The organism is Minwuia thermotolerans (genome assembly GCF_002924445.1).
In the GTDB taxonomy this organism is placed as follows: Bacteria; Pseudomonadota; Alphaproteobacteria; order Minwuiales; family Minwuiaceae; genus Minwuia; species Minwuia thermotolerans.
In genome coordinates, this window is sequence record NZ_PIGG01000064.1 from 192,516 (window position 1) to 210,755 (window position 18,240).

Genomic DNA, 18,240 nt, shown 5'->3' on the forward strand with positions numbered 1-18,240 from the left:
TTGCGGTCCTCGGGTCAGGCCCGAGGACACCATTTGTTTGTTCAGAACTTCGGCGCGGTCTCGGTGACGGCCGGATTGACCATCATCTCGTTGAACCAGGCGGCGAGCCCGGGGCGGCCTTCGCGCCAGTTGTCGTCGGCGTGGCGCCATTCGGCGTAGCCCAGTGCGGAGATCGCGGCGATGGTGCCGAGGTTCAGCACCGTCGGCTGGTGCGTCAGCCGCTGGCTCAGCGCATCGTAGCAGCGGGCGGCCCGCTCGGCCTCCCTGTCGATCACCGCCTGGGACTTTTCGCCAGCCTCGCGGCGATTCTCCTGGGAGCGCTGGAAGAGCGAATCCATCAGCAGGGAGCCGATCCCCTCAAGTTCCATCACCTTTTCCGCCGCCTGCGCATCGCGCGGCGTCAGCTTGCCGCCGGCCGCGTCGTTCAGGTAACGGGTGATCAGCAGCGTCTCGCAGATGAAGACGCCGGTGTCGGTCAGCAGCCCCGGCACCTTGCCGCCCGGGCCGTGTTCCAGCAATTCGCCGGCGCGTTCGGCGAGTGGCGACATGTCGACTTCCTCGATGTCCAGCCGGCAGGCGCGGGCAACGAGGCGCGCGCGGCGCGCATAGGGTGAGTTCTGCGTATGAAACAGCTTCATGTGTCCTCCCGGAAATGCCAGTAACTTGCGAAGCCCCGTGCGGACCGGACGGTCCGGGGCGAATTGGCCGCTACGATAGCTGCCATGGACGGATTGAACAGGGGAGAGCCGAAAATGAGTGAAAAGAGCATCAGCCGGTTCCCGGTGCCGCAGCTGGCCAACCTGCCCGAAGACATACGCGAGATGATCCTGAAGGTGCAGGAAAAGTCGGGCTTCGTGCCGAACGTCTTCCTCGGCATGGCCCACCGGCCGGAGGAACTGCGGGCATTCTTCGCGATGCACGACGCGTTGATGGAGCGGGAAGGCGGCCTCACCAAGGCCGACCGGGAGATGATCGTCGTTGCCACCTCGGGGGCCAATGGCTGCCAGTACTGCGTCGTCGCCCATGGCGCAATCCTGCGCATCCGGGCGAAGGACCCGTTGATCGCCGACCAGGTGGCGATCAACTACCGAAAGGCCGACATCACGCCGCGCCAGCGGGCCATGCTCGACTTCGCCATGAAGGTGGCGCTGGATTCTCGGACGATCGGGGACGCGGACTTCGAGCCGCTGCGCGAACACGGCTTCGACGACGATGACATCTGGGACATCGGCGCCACGGCGGCCTTCTTCGCCATGTCGAACCGGATCGCCAATTTCAGCTCCATGCGACCGAACGACGAATTCTACACCATGGGCCGCAACATGGGCTGAGGTCCGCGGAAGGTTTCCGCCCCGCGCCGAAACCCGGACGGGTATTCCACCGTTTGACTGAACCGCCGCCCGCTCAGCGTGTCACCCCCGCCTCTGTGCGGGGGTCCGGAGCGGCTTCGCCGCAAGTCGACAGCCTGACCGGATGCCCGCACGGGGGCGGGCATGACACGGAAACAGCGGTGGCGATTCAATCTCCCCGGGGATTGATCTAGGCTGGTCGGGTAGGGCGCAGCGAGGGGGAACGGGCCGATGGCGGGCAATCTGGACTTCGAGCAGCTCCGGGTGCTGGCGGAGACCGGCGAGATCGACACGGTCGTCGCCGCCCAGACAGACATGCAGGGACGGCTGGTCGGCAAGCGCTTCCACGCGCAGCATTTCGTCGACGAGGCCTGGGCGGAAACCCACAGCTGCAACTATCTGCTGGCGACAGACATGGAGATGCAGACCGTCCAGGGCTACGCCGCGACGAGCTGGGCCGGAGGCTATGGCGACTACGTCATGCGGCCCGACCTGACGACACTGCGCCGCATCCCCTGGCTGCCGGGTACGGCGCTTGTGCTCTGCGATGTGCTGGATCATCACGGCAAGGCGGCGGTGCCGCACAGCCCGCGCGCGGTATTGCAGCGCCAGCTCGCCCGGCTGGAGGCCATGGGCTACCGGGCCATGGCGGCGACGGAGCTGGAGTTCTTCCTCTTCCGCGAAAGCCTGGACGACATGCGGGATCTCGACTGGCGCGGCATGACGCCGATCAGCGCCTACAATGAGGATTATCACGTCTTCCAGACGACGAAGGAGGAGGAGGTGATGCGCGCGGTGCGCAACGGCCTGTACGGCGCGGGCGTGCCCGTCGAATGCTCCAAGGGCGAGGCCGAGGCGGGCCAGGAGGAGATCAACGTCCGCTACGCCGACGCCCTGACCTGCGCAGACCACCATGTCGTCACCAAGAATGCCGTCAAGGAAATCGCCTGGGCGCAGGGCCGGGCCGTGACCTTCATGGCCAAATGGAGCCATGACCACGCCGGTTCCTCCAGCCACATCCATCAGTCGCTCCAGACCATGGACGGCCGGCCCGCCTTCCTCGATCCGGATGCCGAGCATGGCATGTCGGGCGTAATGCGGTCCTGGCTCGCGGGCCTGCTTGCCCATTCCGCGGAGATCACCTGGTTCCTCGCGCCCTATGTCAATTCCTACAAGCGCTTCACCGAGGACCTGTTCGCGCCGACGCGCGCGGTCTGGTCGGTCGACAACCGGACCGCCGGTTACCGGGTCGTGGCGCCGGGCGGCTCCGGCATCCGAGTCGAATGCCGCATCGGCGGCGCCGACCTCAATCCCTATCTGGCGCTCGCGGCCCTGATCGCAGCCGGCATCGCCGGGCTGGAACAGGAACTCGAGCTGGAGCCGGCCCTGCGCGGCAACGCCTACCAGGCGCGCCGGGCGCGTCGGGTGCCGGGGACGCTGCGCGAGGCGGAGCGGCGCCTCAGCCGTTCGAAGATGCTGCGCCACGCCTTTGGCGAGGAAGTCGTCGACCACTATGTCCGAGCCGCGCGCTGGGAACAGGAAGATTTCGACCGCAAGGTCACCGACTACGAGGTCAGGCGCGGCTTCGAGCGGGCCTGAACGTCAGGCTCAGGCGTCGAGGAACGGCCGGTCGCCCTTGATGGTCACGCGATGGCCCTTGCGCTCCTCCGGCCAGTAGTCCCACAGCGCGAAGTGCTGCAGGCAACGGTTGTCCCACAGCGCCACGTCGTTCGCCGCCCAGCGCTGGCGCGCCTGGAACAGCGGATTCTCGACATGGCGGAACAGGAACCCCAGCAGGTTCTTGCTTTCCGCCGGGCTCAGCTCGTTGATATGCGTGGTGAAGCCGGCATTGACATAGAGCGCCTTGCGGCCGGTCTCCGGATGGGTGCGGACCACCGGATGCACGGCGGACGGATAGGTCCGTTCGGCGTCGTCGACGCCCCGGTCCTTGTAGCGGCCGCGATAGACATGCTCGGAATCGTGGGTGGCCGTCAGCTCAAGCAGGAAGCGCTGCATGGGCTTCGAAAGCGCCTCATATGCCGCGTACATGCTGGAAAACAGCGTATCGCCCCCGCTGGACGGCAGGACATGGAGCTGCAGCATCGTCGCCGCCGGCGGTTCGGTCTCGCAGCTCACGTCGGTGTGCCAGCCGCCGCCGTTGACGATCTTCGAATCCCGGTGGGCGTGGATGACGAAGACTTCCCGGTGGCCGTCCAGGTGCGGCGCCGCCGGATGGACATGCAGTTCGCCGAACATGCGGCCGATCTCGATCTGGCGTTCAGGCGTCATCGGCGACTGCTCCTTGAAGAACAGCACCTGGTTCTCCAGGAAGGCGCGCCTGACCTCGGCGAAGGCGTCGGAGCTCAGACCGTTGGCAAGGTCGATGCCGCGGATCTCGGCGCCGATGGCGGGCTGGACGGGCGTCACCTCGATCAGGCGGTAGTCGTTGGCGAGGGCCATGGCCGGTTCTCCTCTCTCCCCAATTGCCTCAGCGTAATTCAGCGACAGGGGGGCGGCAACGCTGCGACCGCCGGCCACATCCCCTTTCAGGATCCATGACCGATATTTGCGCCATGAACATCGAAACCATCGAAGATGCGGAGCCGCGGTCCGTCTGGCAGGCCATCCGCCGCGGATTCGGACAGCGCTGCCCGAGCTGCGGCGAGGCCGGCCTCTACCGGGCCTATGTGAAGGTGCGCGACGACTGCCCGTCCTGCGGTGCGGCGTTGCATCATCACCGGGCCGACGACATGCCGCCCTATCTGACCATCCTGCTGGTCGGCCATATCCTTATCCCGCTGGTGCTGATGACCGAGCAGGCGTGGCATCCGGAGACCTGGGTCCACTGGGCCGTCTGGATACCGTCGCTGGTGCTCTCGTCGCTCTGGCTGCTGCCGCGGCTCAAGGGCGCGGTGATCGGCCTGCAATGGGCCAACCGCATGCACGGCTTCGGCGGCGAGGAAGATCAACCGGTCGAACCGTAAGACATTGGCCTGACTTCTGATTCCAATGGCGCCCTTGGACTCGATCCACGGGCCCGGCGAACCGAAGGACGCCGTATACAACAGACTCCCCGTCCAACTAGCACTCCGTGACGGCGACGGGGATGCGCAGCGCCAGCCCGCCGCGCGAGGTTTCCTTGTACGTCGCCGCCATGTCGCGGCCGGTCTCCCGCATCGTATCGATCACCTGGTCCAGGCTGACGAAATGCTTGCCGTCGCCCTTGAGCGCCAGCCGTGCGGCATTGATCGCCTTCACCGCGCCCATCGTGTTGCGCTCGATGCAGGGGACCTGAACCAGCCCGCCGATGGGGTCGCAGGTCAGGCCCAGATTGTGCTCCATGCCGATTTCCGCGGCGTTCTCCGCCTGCCGCGGCGTGCCGCCCAGCACCTCGGTCAACGCGCCTGCCGCCATGGAGCAGGCGACGCCCACTTCGCCCTGACAGCCGACTTCCGCCGCGGAGATCGAGGCGTTCATCTTGTAGAGCGCGCCGATGGCCCCCGCCGTCAGCATGAAGCGCGCGACGCCGTCGTCGGTCGCCCCCGGCACGAAGCGGACGTAATAGGCGAGCACCGCCGGGATGACGCCGGCGGCCCCATTGGTCGGCGCCGTGACGACGCGACCGCCGGCGGCGTTCTCCTCGTTCACCGCCAGGGCGTAGAGATTGACCCAGTCCATAACCGTCAGCGGATCGCGCATGCTGGCTTCCGGCCGCGCCACCAGGCTTTCGCGGATGGCGCGGGCGCGGCGCTTCACCTTCAGTCCCCCCGGCAGGATGCCGTCCTCTCGGCAGCCGCGCTCGATGGCGCCTTCCATCATTTCCCAGATACGGAACAGGCGGGCGCGGATTTCGCCTTCCGGGTGGAGGACGCGCTCGTTCTCCAGCATGACCTGGGAGATGGGGGCGCCGGCGGCGTCGCAGCGCGCCAGCAGTTCCTCGGCGCTGGCGAATTCGTGGGGCACGGCGGCGTTGTGGCCCGACAGGATCGGCGTCTCGCCGCGCATCTCGGCCAGATCCTGCACGAAACCGCCGCCGATGGAGAACAGGGTCTCACGGTGAAGTTCCGCGCCGGTCCCGTCCTCGGCGACGAAGATCATGCCGTTGGGATGCTCGGGCAGGATCTCCTCGGCGCGGAAGTCGAGGTCGTGGCGCGGATCGAACGCGATCTCGCGCCGGCCGGCCAGTGACAGGCGGCGCTCCCGGCGGATGCGCGCGACCGCCGCGTCGGCCAGGTCGGGATCGACTGCATCCGGCGTCTCGCCCGCCAGCCCCAGCATCAGCGCCTTGTCCGTCGCGTGGCCGAGGCCGGTCAGCGCCAGCGAACCATAGAGTTCCACCCGCACCCGTTCGGCCCGATCGCACAGCCCGCGGCTGTCCAGTGCGAGCAGAAAGCGGTGCGCGGCCCAGATCGGCCCCACCGTGTGGGAACTCGACGGGCCGATGCCGACCTTGAACAGATCGAAGACGCTGATCGCCATGACGGGCCTCGGTGAAGCGTTGCTCGTGCACTATCCGGCGGCGGCAATGGCCGGGCGGGCCGTTGCGCGGCGATCTGCCGACCGGAAAACGACATATTAAACATCCCCGTGTTGTGCTATCGATCCGGAGCTGCGGGCCGCGCCCCGCGGTCTTCGGGGGCGGGGATCGAAAATGCGTGTCCAAGGGGCTTCCATGACGTCATCTCCTCTGGAACAGACGCGCTCGGTCTTCACCAGGGCCTTTCTGGTCATCGGGCTCTTCAGTATCTGCACCAGCCTGTTGATGTTGGCCGGCCCAATCTACATGCTCCAGATATACGACCGGGTGATCAACACCGGCAATATCGACACGCTGACGGCACTGACCATCATCATCTTCGCGGCGCTGGCGGTCTTCACCCTGCTGGAGGGCGTGCGGACGCTGGTGGCGCAGCGGGTCGGGGTCTGGCTGGACCGCAAGCTTTTCGGCCCCACCCTGGCTGGCGGCGTGTCCCAGGCGCTCAGCGAGAGCGGCGCCTCTGCGCAGGGCCTGCGCGACGTCACGGCCGTGCGCTCCTATCTCGCCTCGCCGGCGATCTTCCCGCTGTTCGATGCGCCCATGGCGCCGCTGTTCCTTTTGATCCTGTTCGTCATGCATCCACTGCTGGGCATCGTCGCCAGCGTCGGCGCGGTCTTCCTGTTCGTGCTGGCGCTGGTCAACGAACTCAGCACCCGCAAGGCGCTGCAGCAGGCTTCCGGCGCGTCGGCGAAGACCTTCAACGCCGCCGACGCGGCAGTGCGCAATGCCGACGTGGTCGCCGCCATGGGCATGATGCCGGCGCTGGCGCGGCGTATCGACGACGGCGCCGAGCAGTGGCGGGCCTTGCAGCTCCGCGCCGGCGGCCGTTCCGGCATGCTGGGCGCCGTGGCCAAGGGCATGCGCCTGTTCCTGCAGTCGGCGATCCTCGGCACCGGTGCGTGGCTGGTGCTGGGCGCCGAAATCACGCCCGGCATGATGATCGCGGCGTCGATCATGATGTCGCGGGCCCTGGCGCCGGTGGAGCAGTCCATCAGCGCCTGGCAGGGTCTGATCAACGCCCAGGCGGCCTGGCGCCGGCTGAAGGAAGTGCTCGCGCACCGCCCGGCGCTGGGGCAGGGCACGCGCCTGCCCGAACCGAAGGGTGAACTGGTCGCCGACAATGTCGTCTACCAGCCCCGGACGGCCGACACGCCGGTGCTGAAAGGCGTGTCGTTCCGCGTGCCGGCCGGTACGGCGGTGGGACTGATCGGCCCCACCGGCTCCGGCAAGACCACGCTGGCCAGGGTGATCGTGGGCACCCGCTTGCCACAACGCGGCGGCGTCCGCCTCGACGGCGCGGACATGGCGGTCTGGGATCCGCTCGACCGGGCGCGCCATGTCGGCTACCTGCCCCAGGATGTGGAACTGTTCGACGGCACGGTGAAGGAGAATATCGCCCGTCTCGCCGAAGCCGATGACGACGATGTCGTCGCGGCCGCGCAGCTCGCCGGGGTGCACGATCTGATCCTGCATCTGCCGCAGGCCTACGAGACGCCGATCGGCGAACGGGGCTCCTATCTTTCCGGCGGTCAGCGCCAGCGCATTGCTCTGGCCCGCGCGGTCTTCGGGAGGCCGCGCCTGCTGGTGCTGGACGAGCCCAATGCCAGCCTGGACGCGGAAGGCGAGGATGCCCTTGTCCAGGCGATCACCTCGCTGAAGGAGGCCGGCCACACCATTGTGATGGTTTCCCACAAGCCCGCCCTGCTGGCGGCGGTGGACCGGATCATGGTGATGCAGGACGGCCGGGTGACCGATTTCGACGAACGCGACAAGGTGATGGCGAAATTCGGCGCGAACGCGAAGCGCGCGGCGATCCGCCAGGTGCATCCCGTGGAGCCCGGCCAGTGAGCCAGGCGCTGGGCCGTGTCGATCCCGTGCCGGCGCCGGCCGGCGGGAACCCGCTGGACCGTCAGCCGAAACTGGGCATCGGGCGGCTCACTCTGTTCGGGTGCCTTGTCGTGGCCGCGTTCTTTCTCGGCATCGGGGGCTGGGCCGTCTTCGTACCGCTGCAGAGTGCCGCCATCGCGCCGGGCACCGTGATCGTGGAGGGGCGGCGCAAGACGCTGCAGCACCTGGAAGGCGGTATCGTGCGCGAGATTCGGGTCAAGGAAGGCGACCTGGTCGAGCAGGGCAAGGTGGTCGTCGTCCTCGACGACATCCGGGCGCGCTCCGAGGTGGAACAGCTGCGTGGCCGCCTCGCCTCCGCCATGGCCGCGAGGGCGCGGCTGGAAGCTGAGCGCGACCGGGCCGAGAGCATCGCGTTCCCGGAAGCATTGACCCAGCTGGTGACGGACCGCCAGGAACGCGAGGCGCTGATCGAGGGGGAGCGCACCGTCTTCGGCGAGCGCCGCAATTTCCTGACCAGCCAGACCAACATCAACCGCGAGCGCATCAGCCAGTTCGGCGAGGAGATCACCGGCCTGCGCGAGGAAATCCAGGCGGTCGAGCGCCAGCTCGAACTGACCCGGGAAGAGGAGCAGGGGCTCGCCGACCTGGTGGAAAAGGGGCTGGCTCGCCGTCCGCGCCTGCTGGACCTGCAGCGCCAGCAGGCGGCCCTGCGCGGCGAACTGGCGCGCAACCGCGCCGCCATCGCCCGCGCCGAACGCCAGATCGGCGAGACCGAGCTGACGATCCTGGATATCCGGACCCGCTTCCTGAACGAGGTCGTGGGCCGCATGCAGGAAGTTCAGGCAGAGATTGCCGACCTGCGGGACAGGCTGGCCGCCGCCGACGACGTCATCCGCCGTACGGAAATCGTCGCGCCCGTCTCCGGCATCGTGGTCAATGTGCAGGTCAACACCACGGGTGGTGTCGTCTCCCCGGGACAGCCGCTGCTCGACATCGTGCCGGCCAGCGAGAGCCTGACCGTGGAGGCGCGGGTGAGCCCGGCCGACATCGACGTGGTGCACGCCGGATTGCCGGCCCGGGTGCGTATCGCCGCCTTCAAGATTGCGGAGAACCCCATACTCGACGGACGGGTGCTCACGGTTTCCGCGGATGCGCTGCAGGACGAGCGCACCGGCGAAACCTTCTATGTCGCGCAGGTGGAACTGACGGACCTGTCGCCGCTGCCTGAAGGCGCCGAACTGCTGCCCGGCATGCCCGCCGAAGTCATGATCGTCACCGGCGAGCAGACCCCGCTCGAATACCTGCTGGAGCCCATCCGTATCTCGCTCCGACGGGCGATGCGGGAATCCTGAACGGGCGTGCGGCGTCTACTCCTTGACCGGCTCCCAGACCTGCTCCCTGCAGAGAAACAGCACGCAGCCCTCGACTGCCAGGTTGCCGTTCTCCTGGATTGCCATGTTGGAGCTGTAGGTGTTGCCGTCCTCGGGATTGTAGATTTCGCCGTCGTCCCAGACGCCGGGCGCTTCCTTCTCGAAGCCGCCAATGATCTGCAGGCCCTGGATCGTGCGGTCGCGGAGCGTTTCGTCGTCGTTGTTGACGTCGCGCTTCGGCGTGCCGTCCGCGTTGTTCGGCTCCTGCATCCAGACGATGTTGCCGCAGACACTGTCGCCGCAGGGCGCGATCTCGATATGCGCGGTCTTCTTGACGTTCCACCATTTGCCGATGACCGGGTCGATCTGCGCGGCCGCAGGTGCGGCCAACACCGCAACCGCGGCGGAAGCGAGCAGGAAGTCCTTCAATTTCATCATGTTACCTCGTTCGTTCGAGAGGATCCGTCCTAGAACGTGCCCGGATAGGCGCCGCCGTCAAGCAGGACGTTCTGACCGGTCATGTAGCCGGTATGGACGGAACACATGAAGGCGCAGACCCGTCCGAACTCGTCCGCCGTGCCGAAACGGCCGGAGGGGTTGGAAGCGGCGGCTTCGGCCTTGTGTTCGGCCGCCGGCCGGCCGTCCTTCTGTGCGCGGAAGGCGAAGCCGGAGTTCAGCCGGTCGGTGTCGAAGGGGCCGGGCAGCAGATTGTTGATGGTGACGTTGCGATGGACGGTGGTGCGGCTGACGCCTGCGACGAAGCCGTGCAGTCCCGCCCGCGCGCCGTTGGAGAGGCCGAGGATGTCGATCGGCTGTTTCACGGACTGGGAAGTGATGTTGACGATCCGCCCGAAGCCGCGGTCCATCATGCCGTCCACGGTCGCCTTGATGAGTTCGATGGCGGTGATCATGTTGGCGTCGAGCGCCTTGATCCAGTCATCGCGCGTCCAGTCGCGGAAATTGCCCGGCGGCGGTCCGCCGGCATTGTTGACCAGGATATCCGGATCGGGGCAAGCGGCCAGTGCGGCCCGGCGGCCGGCCTCGGTGGTGATGTCGCCGGCGACGGGCGTGACATTGACGCCCGTGCGGTCGCGGATCTCCTTTGCCGTCGCTTCCAGCACGTCCTCGCTGCGGGCGGTGATGACGACGTTGACGCCTTCTTCCGCCAGGGCCGTGGCGCAGCCCTTGCCCAGTCCCTTGCTGGCCGCGCAGACGATGGCGCTGCGGCCCCTGATGCCGAGATCCATGGCTATTCCCCCCTGAGTTCCCTTGTTACCTGGCCGGCCAGCGGCACCGTCACCGCGCGCTTGTCGCCAAGCGCGGCGCGGTCGATGGCCGAAACCACGGTCTCGGCCGCTTCGAAGGTGCGTTCCAGCCTTTGCGTCAGATAGTGCACCACCTCCGGAGGCATGGAAAGCTGGCGGTCGGCGGCCAGCTTGACCAGCAGCGGACCGAACAGCGCGTCGTCCGGTTGATCGATCGCCACGGCGGGTGCGGCCTGAAGCCGGGAGGTGAGGTCGGGCAGGTCGTGGGGCCAGCGCGCCGGCGCGGTCCGCGACAGCAGCAGCAGGTGCGTCCGCGCCTCCCGCTGCAGGTTGTAAAGGTGCAGCAGCGCCCTGGGCTGGGCCACGCGTTCCGCGCGCTCCAGCGCCACCGGCGCGCCGGCGTACTCGGCCACGCTCTCAAGCGTCAGATCGTCGGCGTCGACGATCCGGGCGCCGGCGATCTCGGCCCAGATGTGGGCCAGGTGAGACTTGCCGCTGCGCGCGGGGCCATAGAGGGCGAGGGCCGGGGCCGGCCAGTCCGGCCAGCGCAGCACCCAGTCGTGCGCCGCGGCGTTGCAGGCCGCGCGCAGATAGTGGTCGCGGGCAAAGATCGGACGGCCGCCGAAATCCAGTCCGAGTTGCCGGGCCGCCGTCATACCGGGTTCTCGGGGTCGTAGAGCCGGCTGGCCATGTAGCGCTGCAGGCCGTGACGCGCCAGCACGCCGATCACGGCGCTGACCGGCAGGGCCAGCAGCATGCCGACGAAGCCGAAAAGCACGCCGCCGGCCAGCACGCCGAACATCACCCAGACCGGATGCAGACCGACCTTGTCGCCCACCAGTTTCGGCGTCAGAACATAGGCTTCCAGCAGCTGGCCGACGACATAGATCGCCGCGACCGGGACGATGGGCCAGATGCTGTCGACGCCGAACTGCATGATCGCCAGTCCGATCGAGGAGACCGCGCCGAAGATCGCGCCGACGAAGGGAATGAAGGACAGCAGCCCCGAGAACAGGCCGATCAGGAAGCCGAAATTGAGGCCCGCCATCTCGAGCAGCGCGGCGTAGTAGACGACCAGCGTGATACAGACCAGGCCCTGGCCTCGTATGAACCCGGCCAGGGTGCGGTCGATCTCGCGCGTGACGGTCTTGATCTCGTCGGCATGCTCCCGGGGCAGCCACCGGCCGATCGCGGCGACCATCCGGTCCCAGTCCAGCAGCAGGTAGAAGGCAACGACCGGCGTGATGATCAGAAGCGAGAAGAAGTTGAGCACCGCTACGCCGCCGCGGACCAGGTTTCCGGCCAGTTGACCGAAGAAGTCGATGGCCTGCTGCGCGTAGCGCCGGATCGCATCTTCCTTTTCCGCTTCCGATACCTCCACGCCGCGCAGTTCGGCCGCCTGCTGAATGTCGTAGACCAGGGTGCGCATCATCTCCGCCGCCCGGTTGGCGTATTCCGGCAACTGGTTCAGCAGCGCCGCCGACTGCTCAACGATCATGGGGACCAGCACGACGAGGATCACGAGGAACAGCACGAAGGCGAAGCACGTGATGACCGTGGTCGCCATGGTCCGGTTCAGCCCGATCCGCTCCAGCCGGTCGGCCAGCGGGTCGAACAGATAGGCGACGCCCATGCCCACGACGAAGGGCAGCAGCATGTCCCGCAGCAGATAGACCGAGAGGACGAAGCCGATCAGAATGGCGGCCCACCAGGCCGTCTTGCGGCCTGCGGTCACCTGACGTCGCCCCGGGGGGTGATGATCCAGAAGCCTTCCGGCCGTTCCTCCAGGCCGAGGCCCTGCCGTTGCGCGGCGCGCCCGAGCCGCTCGGCATCGCCGGTATGGTAGATGGCGACCAGTGCCCCGCGCGCGTTCAGCGCTTCGAGCTGCAGGCGGCGGACGAGATGGATCGCCTCGATCCGGGCCGAGATGTCGACCCAGTCGGCCAGCGAGCCGAGCGGCACCAGGGCGCTCAGCGCCTGCTGCTCACGGCCGGCGCCGGCGATCGCGGCGTCCTTCCAGAGATCCTCGATTTCACCGACCATCTCGATCACCGCCTGTTCGAGGAACAGCGGCACGTCCTCGGCCGTATCGGCTCTGAAGCCGCGGGTGACCAGCGGATAGGGGTCGGGACCGTAACTCATCATGGAGACGTCCATGTCCGTGCGGCCGGCTTCCTGATCTATGGTCAGCGCCGCGTCGAACACCAGCACGGTCTCCACGCCATAGCGGTCGGCCAGCGCCTCGATGGCGGCCTCGTCGCCCGCCAGCGCCTGTTCGGCCGAAAGGGACAGGACATCCTCCACGTCGCCGAAGGGCGTGCGGATCGGGGTCAGCCGGGTGCTGCTGTCGTATCGTTCCCAGGCTTCCAGCCAGGGGTTGGGGTCTGCCCAGAGCGCCGGTTCGCCGGCCGTCCGCAGCACCGGCAGCACCAGCATCGGGCCGGAACGCGCCTCGGTGAAGGGGATCTGCTGCAGCCGCAGCAGGCCGCGAACCGCCTCCGGTTCGAACTCGAAACTGAAAACGCCGCGATAGCCGTCGGGCGCGGTCTGTTCGTCCGCAACCTGGGTCGAGGCGATCATGGCGTCGATGGCGTCGTCGTCCGGATACTGCACGGCCGCCTGGTCGCCGCGCCGCGCCAGTTTGGCGGTCAGCGCCTCCAGCGCCTGCCGGCGGGCGTCGACCAGCGCCTGCTGCTTGGCCGCCTCGGTGCTCTCGGCCCGGGCTTCGACGGCAATGCCTCTGACCGTGAACAGATCGGCCGCCGCGGCGGGCGCCGCGGCCGAAAGGATCAGGCATATCAGCACAGCCAATCGGGTGACGCCGGCAGGCATTGCAATCCAGCTCCATTGACGGAATAGTCGCCGCGCACCTTAAACCGCGGGCGGACGGACGTCATCACCAACGGCCTCACATATCGCGACGCCGGCGTCGATGTCGATGCCGGCGCGGACCTGGTGGACCGCATCAGGAACGACGCGGATTCGACGGCCCGTTCGGGCGTCGTCGGTTCCCTGGGCGGTTTCGGGGGGCTGTTCGACCCGAAGGCTGCGGGTTATGTCGATCCGCTTCTGGTGGCGGCGACCGACGGCGTCGGCACCAAGCTGACCCTGGCCGGGCAGGTCGGCCGACATGACACGGTGGGCCAGGATCTGGTGGCCATGTGCGTCAACGACCTGGTGGTGCAGGGCGCCGAGCCCCTGTTCTTCCTGGACTATTTCGCCACCGGCAAGCTGTCGGTCGAGCAGGCGGCGGACGTGGTCCGCGGCATTGCCGAGGGTTGCCGGCTGGCCGGCTGCGCCCTGATCGGCGGAGAGACGGCGGAAATGCCCGGCCTTTACCGTCCGGGCGAATACGATCTGGCCGGATTCTGCGTCGGCGCGGTGGAGCGCGACCGGGTTCTGCCGCGGATCGACGCCATCCGCCCGGGCGACGCGGTGCTGGGGATCGCGTCGAGCGGTCCGCATTCCAACGGCTATTCCCTGATCCGCCGCATCGTCGAACACAGCGGCGCGGACCTCACGGCTCCGGCGCCCTTCGACGATACATCAAGTCTGGGCGAGGCGCTGCTGACCCCCACCCGGATCTACGTGAAGCCTTTGCTCTCGGCGCTGAAGCTGGACCAGGTTCGGGCGCTGGCGCACATTACGGGGGGCGGGCTGACCGATAACATCCCGCGCGTCCTGCCGGAAGGAACGGGCGTTGCGCTGGATGCGGCGAGCTGGGAGCTGCCGGCGGTGTTCCGCTGGCTGGCCCGGGCCGGCGGCGTCGCGCCCGCCGAGATGGCGCGCACCTTCAATTGCGGCGTCGGCATGGTCGCCATCGTGCCCGAGGCCGAGGCCGAGAAGGTGATCGCATTCCTGAAATACAAGAAGGAGCGGGTCTGGCGCATGGGCGAGGTCACCGCCACGCCCGGCGTCGAGATCGCGGGGATCGAGGCGTGGCAAGTCTGAAACTGGGCGTTCTGATCTCGGGGCGCGGCACCAATCTGCAGGCCCTGATCGACGCCTGCGCGGCAGACGCCTTTCCGGCGGAGATCGCGCTGGTGGTTTCCAATGTCGGGGGCGCGGCCGGGCTGGAGCGGGCCCGCAAGGCCGGCATTCATACCCTCGTCATCGATCACCGGGAGTTCGAGTCGCGGGCGAAGTTCGACGAGGCAGTGGCTTCCGCGCTGGAGACCCACGACGTCGGCCTGGTCTGTCTCGCCGGTTTCCTGCGCATCCTGTCGAAGGCCTTCGTCGACCGCTGGCGCGACCGGATCATCAACATCCATCCCTCGCTGCTGCCCGCCTTCAAGGGCCTGCATGTGCACGAACGCGTGCTGGAGGCCGGCGTCCGCATCACGGGCTGCACGGTGCACTTCATCCGGCCCGAGATGGACGAAGGGCCGATCATCGTCCAGGGCGCCGTGCCGGTGCTGGCCGATGACACGCCCGAGACGCTGGCCGGCCGCGTGCTGGAGGTCGAGCACCGGATCTATCCCCTGGCTGTGCGGCTGATCGCCGAGGGCAAGGCGCGGGTCGTCGGCGACATCGTCAACCTGCCTGCCCTCGACGCCGGCGACGGGCCCCTGCTCAATCCGGGCGACTGAAGCGTTCCCCCGCAGGGCCGCAATGCGGCCATGCCAACTGGACAACACCGCCTGCAGCGGTCATTTTCGCCCCGCTGCTTGCAGGGGAGAGAGCATCAGACCATGGCCGAACCGCCGAAAGACCACAACGACAAGAATCTCAGAAAGCCGGGCACGAAGGCGCTGCGCCCGCGCGACGCCGCCACGCTCGTGCTCTACCGCAAGGCGGGCAGGAAGATCGAAGTCGTGATGGGTGAACGGCATGGCAAGCACAGCTTCATGCCCAACAACTGGGTCTTTCCCGGCGGGGGTGTCGAGCGCACCGACTGGCGGGTGCGCGGCGCCAACGATCTGCAGCCCCACGTCGCCGCCCATCTGGGAAAGGCCGCGACGGCGGCGCGCGTCCGCGCCCTGGCGGCGGCGGCGATCCGGGAGACCTTCGAGGAGACGGGCCTGATCCTGGGCAAGCCGGACCCGGAACCGGAAAAGTCCGTGCCGCGCAACTGGCGCGATTTCTTCGCCACGGGGCACGCGCCGGACTTCGAAGCCCTGGAATATGTCTATCGCGCGATCACGCCGCCCTATCGCCCGCGCCGCTTCAACGCGCGCTTCTTCATGGCCGATGCGGACCGCCTGGCCAACGAGGTGATCGAATCCTCGGGCGAACTGCTGGACATACACTGGGTGACGATCGAGAAGGCGTTGACGCTGCCGATCCCGCGGATTACCGGCGTCGTCCTGCGCACCATCGAGGACAATCTGGAAAATCCCCCGCCCAGGTCCGGGGAGCACAAGGTGCCGCTGTTCCGCTATCTGCACGGCAAGCATCTGGATCTGGAGGAATGAGCGGGCAGGGCATGCGGCCCGTCCGGCCGCGCGACGCCGCCTCCCTGGTCATCCTGCGGGGCGAGGGCGAGGATGCCGAGGTGCTGATGGGACGGCGCGCCAGCCGGCACCGCTTCATGCCGCACATGTATGTCTTCCCCGGCGGTCGTCTTGACCGGGAGGACCGCATGGCGGAGGTGCTGCGCGACCTGCCGCCGAAGCCGAAGAGCCGCCTGACGAGGCAGGTCGGAGAGGACGTGGCCCGCGGGCTTGCCGTCGCCGCCGTCCGCGAAACCTGGGAGGAGACGGGCTTCATCTTCGGCGAACTGGAGGGAGACCGTCTGAAGCCGGACCTCTCGCCGCTGGACTACATGGCGCGCGCCATTACGCCGCCGCCCTCGCCGATACGGTTCCACGCGCGCTTCTTCGTGGCCGACGCGGCACATGCGCATGGCGGCCCCGGAACGCCACTCGGCGGCTCCGGGGAGCTGCTGGATCTCGCCTTCCGTCCGGTGCGGGAGGCGCTGACGATGCCCATCGCCGACGTCACCGAGTTCGTGCTGGAGGAACTCCTGCGCCGGCTGCGGGGCACCTCGATCGAGGCGATTCCCATCTTTTCCTATCAGAACAACGCCCCGATCATCCGTTACCAGCACCTGGATCCGGAATGATCCAGGCGGCGCTGGCGCGGCGCGAACGCGTCGTCGGCGTCACCGTCGCCATCAGTTCCATCGCCGTCGCCGCCATGGCGCTGGGCCTCACCTTTCCGCTGATCGGCCTGATCCTGGAGGGCGAGGGCTGGAGCCGCACCGCCATCGGGGTCAATTCCGCCATGGCGCCATTGGCGATCCTGATCACCGCGCAGTTCATTCCGCTCTGGGTCAACCGGCTCGGCGCGAAGAAGGTGATTCTGGCGGCGGTGCTGACGGACGTCGTCCTGTTGGTGGCGCTGAAGGCGTTCCAGAACTACTACATCTGGCTGCCCATCCGCTTCGTCATGGGCGTCGCCGTCGCGGCGCTGTTCGTGACCTCGGAAAGCTGGATCAACCAGGTCACGGAGAACCACAATCGCGGCCGGGTCATGGCGCTCTACAACACCGTGCTCTCCGCCGCCTTCGCCAGCGGGCCGCTGCTGATATGGGTCGTCGGCGTGGACGGCTGGACTCCCTTTGTCGCCGGGGCGGCGATCATGGCGGCGGCGGCGCTGCCGATGGCCTTCGTGCCCGTCGTCGCGCCGGTCTTCGAGGGCCGGCCGAGTTTCAGCGTCTGGCGCTATCTCTGGATCGCGCCCACCCTGGCCGGCGCCATGCTGCTCTACGCCATGATCGAGAACGGCTCGACGGCGTTGATGGCGGTGTTCGGCCGCCGGTCCGGCCTCCCCGACGCCGAGGCCGTGACCCTGATTTCGGCGGTGGTCTTCGGTGGCATGGTGTTCGCCTTTCCCGTCGGCTGGCTGGCCGACCGCATGGACCGGATCAAGCTGCTGGTGATCCTGGCCGCGGCGGCCACGTTCCTGATCGTGCTGCTGCCCGGCCTGATGGACAGCCGGCCGGCGCGGCTGCTCGACCTGTTCCTGTGGGGCGGCGCGGCGGCGTCGATCTACACCGTGGCCATGGCGATCCAGGGCGAGCGATTCTCGGGCGCCGATCTGGTGACCGCCAACGCCGCATTCGGCACGCTCTATGGCTTCGGCGCGCTGGCCGGGCCGATGGTCCTCGGCGCCAGCATGGACTACCATGATCCGGAAGGTTTCGTCTGGGCCATGGTCGCCATCTGCGGGACCTTCACGGTATTCACGATCGTGAGACAGCGTCTGAAGCGCGGTTGAGAGCGTCAGGGGAGGAAACCTTGCTGAGAATCTGGGGCCGGCGGAACTCGATCAATGTCCAGAAGGTCATGTGGACGGTCGCCGAACTGGGCCTTGCCCACGAACACAAGGATGCCGGCGGCAGCTTTGGCGGGCTGGATGATCCGGCCTATCTGACGATGAATCCCAATGGCCGGGTGCCGGTGATCGACGACGACGGCGTCGTGGTGTGGGAAAGCAACGCCATCGTGCGCTATCTCTGTGCCAGGCACTCGGCGGGCGAGCTCTGGGCCGACGACCCGGCGGCGCGCAGCCTGGCCGACCGCTGGATGGACTGGCAGAACTCGAGCCTGATCGCCGACCTGGTGACGGTGTTCCTGGGGCTGATCCGCACGCCGGAAGCCGAGCGGGACTGGATCGCCATCGGTGACGCGGCGCGGCGGCTCAACGGTCACATGGGTGTTCTGGACGACCATCTCGGCCGCAATGAATGGGTCGCCGGCGGTAGGATGAGCATGGGCGACATCCCCGTCGGCGCGCTGGTTCACCGCTGGCTGCACCTGCCGATGGAGCGGCCGGACCTGGGCCATGTCGCCGCCTATTACGAGCGGCTGCAGCAGCGCCCGGCCTATGCCGAGCATGTCATGATACCGCTGAGCTGAGGGGAGACG

General features: G+C 67.8%; 19 protein-coding genes. 11 read left to right on the forward strand and 8 right to left on the reverse strand.

Going from position 1 to position 18,240, the window contains the following annotated elements; genetic code table 11:
* Positions 1–41: 41 nt before the first annotated feature.
* Entirely contained in the window at positions 42–638 is a 597-nt protein-coding gene (locus tag CWC60_RS18025) for a glutathione S-transferase family protein (protein ID WP_109795301.1), read from the reverse strand.
* A 114-nt stretch (positions 639–752) separates the two neighbouring features.
* On the opposite strand from CWC60_RS18025, the gene CWC60_RS18030 reads away from it, so the two are divergent.
* Positions 753–1,331, forward strand: coding sequence for a peroxidase-related enzyme (locus CWC60_RS18030; RefSeq protein WP_109795302.1), 579 nt, complete (start codon positions 753–755; stop codon positions 1,329–1,331).
* A 249-nt stretch (positions 1,332–1,580) separates the two neighbouring features.
* Positions 1,581–2,948: a glutamine synthetase family protein gene (locus CWC60_RS18035; RefSeq protein WP_109795303.1), complete on the forward strand. Its 1,368-nt coding sequence runs from the start codon at positions 1,581–1,583 to the stop codon at positions 2,946–2,948.
* Positions 2,949–2,957: 9 nt separating this feature from the next.
* Here CWC60_RS18035 and CWC60_RS18040 read toward each other — a convergent pair whose 3' ends face one another.
* Entirely contained in the window at positions 2,958–3,809 is an 852-nt protein-coding gene (locus CWC60_RS18040; RefSeq protein WP_109795304.1) for a TauD/TfdA dioxygenase family protein, read from the reverse strand.
* A 113-nt stretch (positions 3,810–3,922) separates the two neighbouring features.
* Between CWC60_RS18040 and CWC60_RS18045 the strand changes: the two genes are divergently transcribed.
* Complete coding sequence (locus tag CWC60_RS18045) at positions 3,923–4,333, forward strand: DUF983 domain-containing protein (protein ID WP_206420011.1); 411 nt, start codon at positions 3,923–3,925, stop codon at positions 4,331–4,333.
* Between the two features lie 97 nt (positions 4,334–4,430).
* Here the strand turns inward: CWC60_RS18045 and CWC60_RS18050 are convergent, their stop codons facing one another.
* Positions 4,431–5,828 (reverse strand): L-serine ammonia-lyase, encoded by a 1,398-nt coding sequence (locus tag CWC60_RS18050; RefSeq protein WP_109795306.1) that lies wholly within the window; start codon positions 5,826–5,828, stop codon positions 4,431–4,433.
* Between the two features lie 193 nt (positions 5,829–6,021).
* On the opposite strand from CWC60_RS18050, the gene CWC60_RS18055 reads away from it, so the two are divergent.
* Together CWC60_RS18055 and CWC60_RS18060 are read left to right on the forward strand one after the other, a co-directional pair.
* Complete coding sequence (locus CWC60_RS18055; protein ID WP_164516624.1) at positions 6,022–7,734, forward strand: type I secretion system permease/ATPase; 1,713 nt, start codon at positions 6,022–6,024, stop codon at positions 7,732–7,734.
* Positions 7,731–9,086, forward strand: coding sequence for an HlyD family type I secretion periplasmic adaptor subunit (locus CWC60_RS18060; protein ID WP_164516625.1), 1,356 nt, complete (start codon positions 7,731–7,733; stop codon positions 9,084–9,086). The genes CWC60_RS18055 and CWC60_RS18060 overlap by 4 nt, the downstream gene beginning before the upstream one ends.
* Before the next feature lie 15 nt (positions 9,087–9,101).
* Here CWC60_RS18060 and CWC60_RS18065 read toward each other — a convergent pair whose 3' ends face one another.
* The 5 genes from CWC60_RS18065 to CWC60_RS18085 are packed head-to-tail and all read right to left on the reverse strand — an operon-like array spanning position 9,102 to position 13,174.
* The gene (locus tag CWC60_RS18065) at positions 9,102–9,539 is read right to left on the reverse strand and encodes a DUF2147 domain-containing protein (RefSeq protein WP_164516626.1); all 438 of its coding nucleotides are present in this window, start codon (positions 9,537–9,539) and stop codon (positions 9,102–9,104) included.
* A gap of 32 nt (positions 9,540–9,571) precedes the next feature.
* Positions 9,572–10,351, reverse strand: coding sequence for an SDR family oxidoreductase (locus CWC60_RS18070; protein ID WP_109795310.1), 780 nt, complete (start codon positions 10,349–10,351; stop codon positions 9,572–9,574).
* 2 nt (positions 10,352–10,353) lie between these two features.
* Positions 10,354–11,025, reverse strand: coding sequence for an HdaA/DnaA family protein (locus CWC60_RS18075; protein ID WP_109795311.1), 672 nt, complete (start codon positions 11,023–11,025; stop codon positions 10,354–10,356).
* A complete protein-coding gene (locus CWC60_RS18080) occupies positions 11,022–12,104 on the reverse strand; it encodes an AI-2E family transporter (protein WP_109795312.1) in 1,083 nt (360 codons plus the stop codon). Before CWC60_RS18080 ends, CWC60_RS18075 begins: the two co-directional genes overlap by 4 nt.
* Positions 12,101–13,174 (reverse strand): DUF2066 domain-containing protein, encoded by a 1,074-nt coding sequence (locus CWC60_RS18085; protein WP_241147951.1) that lies wholly within the window; start codon positions 13,172–13,174, stop codon positions 12,101–12,103. The genes CWC60_RS18080 and CWC60_RS18085 overlap by 4 nt, the downstream gene beginning before the upstream one ends.
* A 90-nt stretch (positions 13,175–13,264) precedes the next feature.
* Between CWC60_RS18085 and purM the strand changes: the two genes are divergently transcribed.
* From purM to CWC60_RS18115, 6 genes are all read left to right on the forward strand, one after another.
* The gene (gene purM, locus CWC60_RS18090) at positions 13,265–14,320 is read left to right on the forward strand and encodes a phosphoribosylformylglycinamidine cyclo-ligase (RefSeq protein WP_109795314.1); all 1,056 of its coding nucleotides are present in this window, start codon (positions 13,265–13,267) and stop codon (positions 14,318–14,320) included.
* Positions 14,308–14,958, forward strand: coding sequence for a phosphoribosylglycinamide formyltransferase (gene purN, locus CWC60_RS18095; protein WP_109795315.1), 651 nt, complete (start codon positions 14,308–14,310; stop codon positions 14,956–14,958). The genes purM and purN overlap by 13 nt, the downstream gene beginning before the upstream one ends.
* 102 nt (positions 14,959–15,060) lie before the next feature.
* Complete coding sequence (locus tag CWC60_RS18100) at positions 15,061–15,783, forward strand: NUDIX hydrolase (protein WP_164516628.1); 723 nt, start codon at positions 15,061–15,063, stop codon at positions 15,781–15,783.
* A complete protein-coding gene (locus CWC60_RS18105; protein ID WP_109795317.1) occupies positions 15,780–16,433 on the forward strand; it encodes an NUDIX hydrolase in 654 nt (217 codons plus the stop codon). Before CWC60_RS18100 ends, CWC60_RS18105 begins: the two co-directional genes overlap by 4 nt.
* The gene (locus tag CWC60_RS18110) at positions 16,430–17,590 is read left to right on the forward strand and encodes an MFS transporter (RefSeq protein ID WP_109795318.1); all 1,161 of its coding nucleotides are present in this window, start codon (positions 16,430–16,432) and stop codon (positions 17,588–17,590) included. Before CWC60_RS18105 ends, CWC60_RS18110 begins: the two co-directional genes overlap by 4 nt.
* A gap of 20 nt (positions 17,591–17,610) precedes the next feature.
* On the forward strand, positions 17,611–18,231 hold the full coding sequence (locus tag CWC60_RS18115) for a glutathione S-transferase family protein (protein WP_109795319.1): 621 nt from the start codon (positions 17,611–17,613) through the stop codon (positions 18,229–18,231).
* The last annotated feature ends 9 nt before the right edge of the window (positions 18,232–18,240 follow it).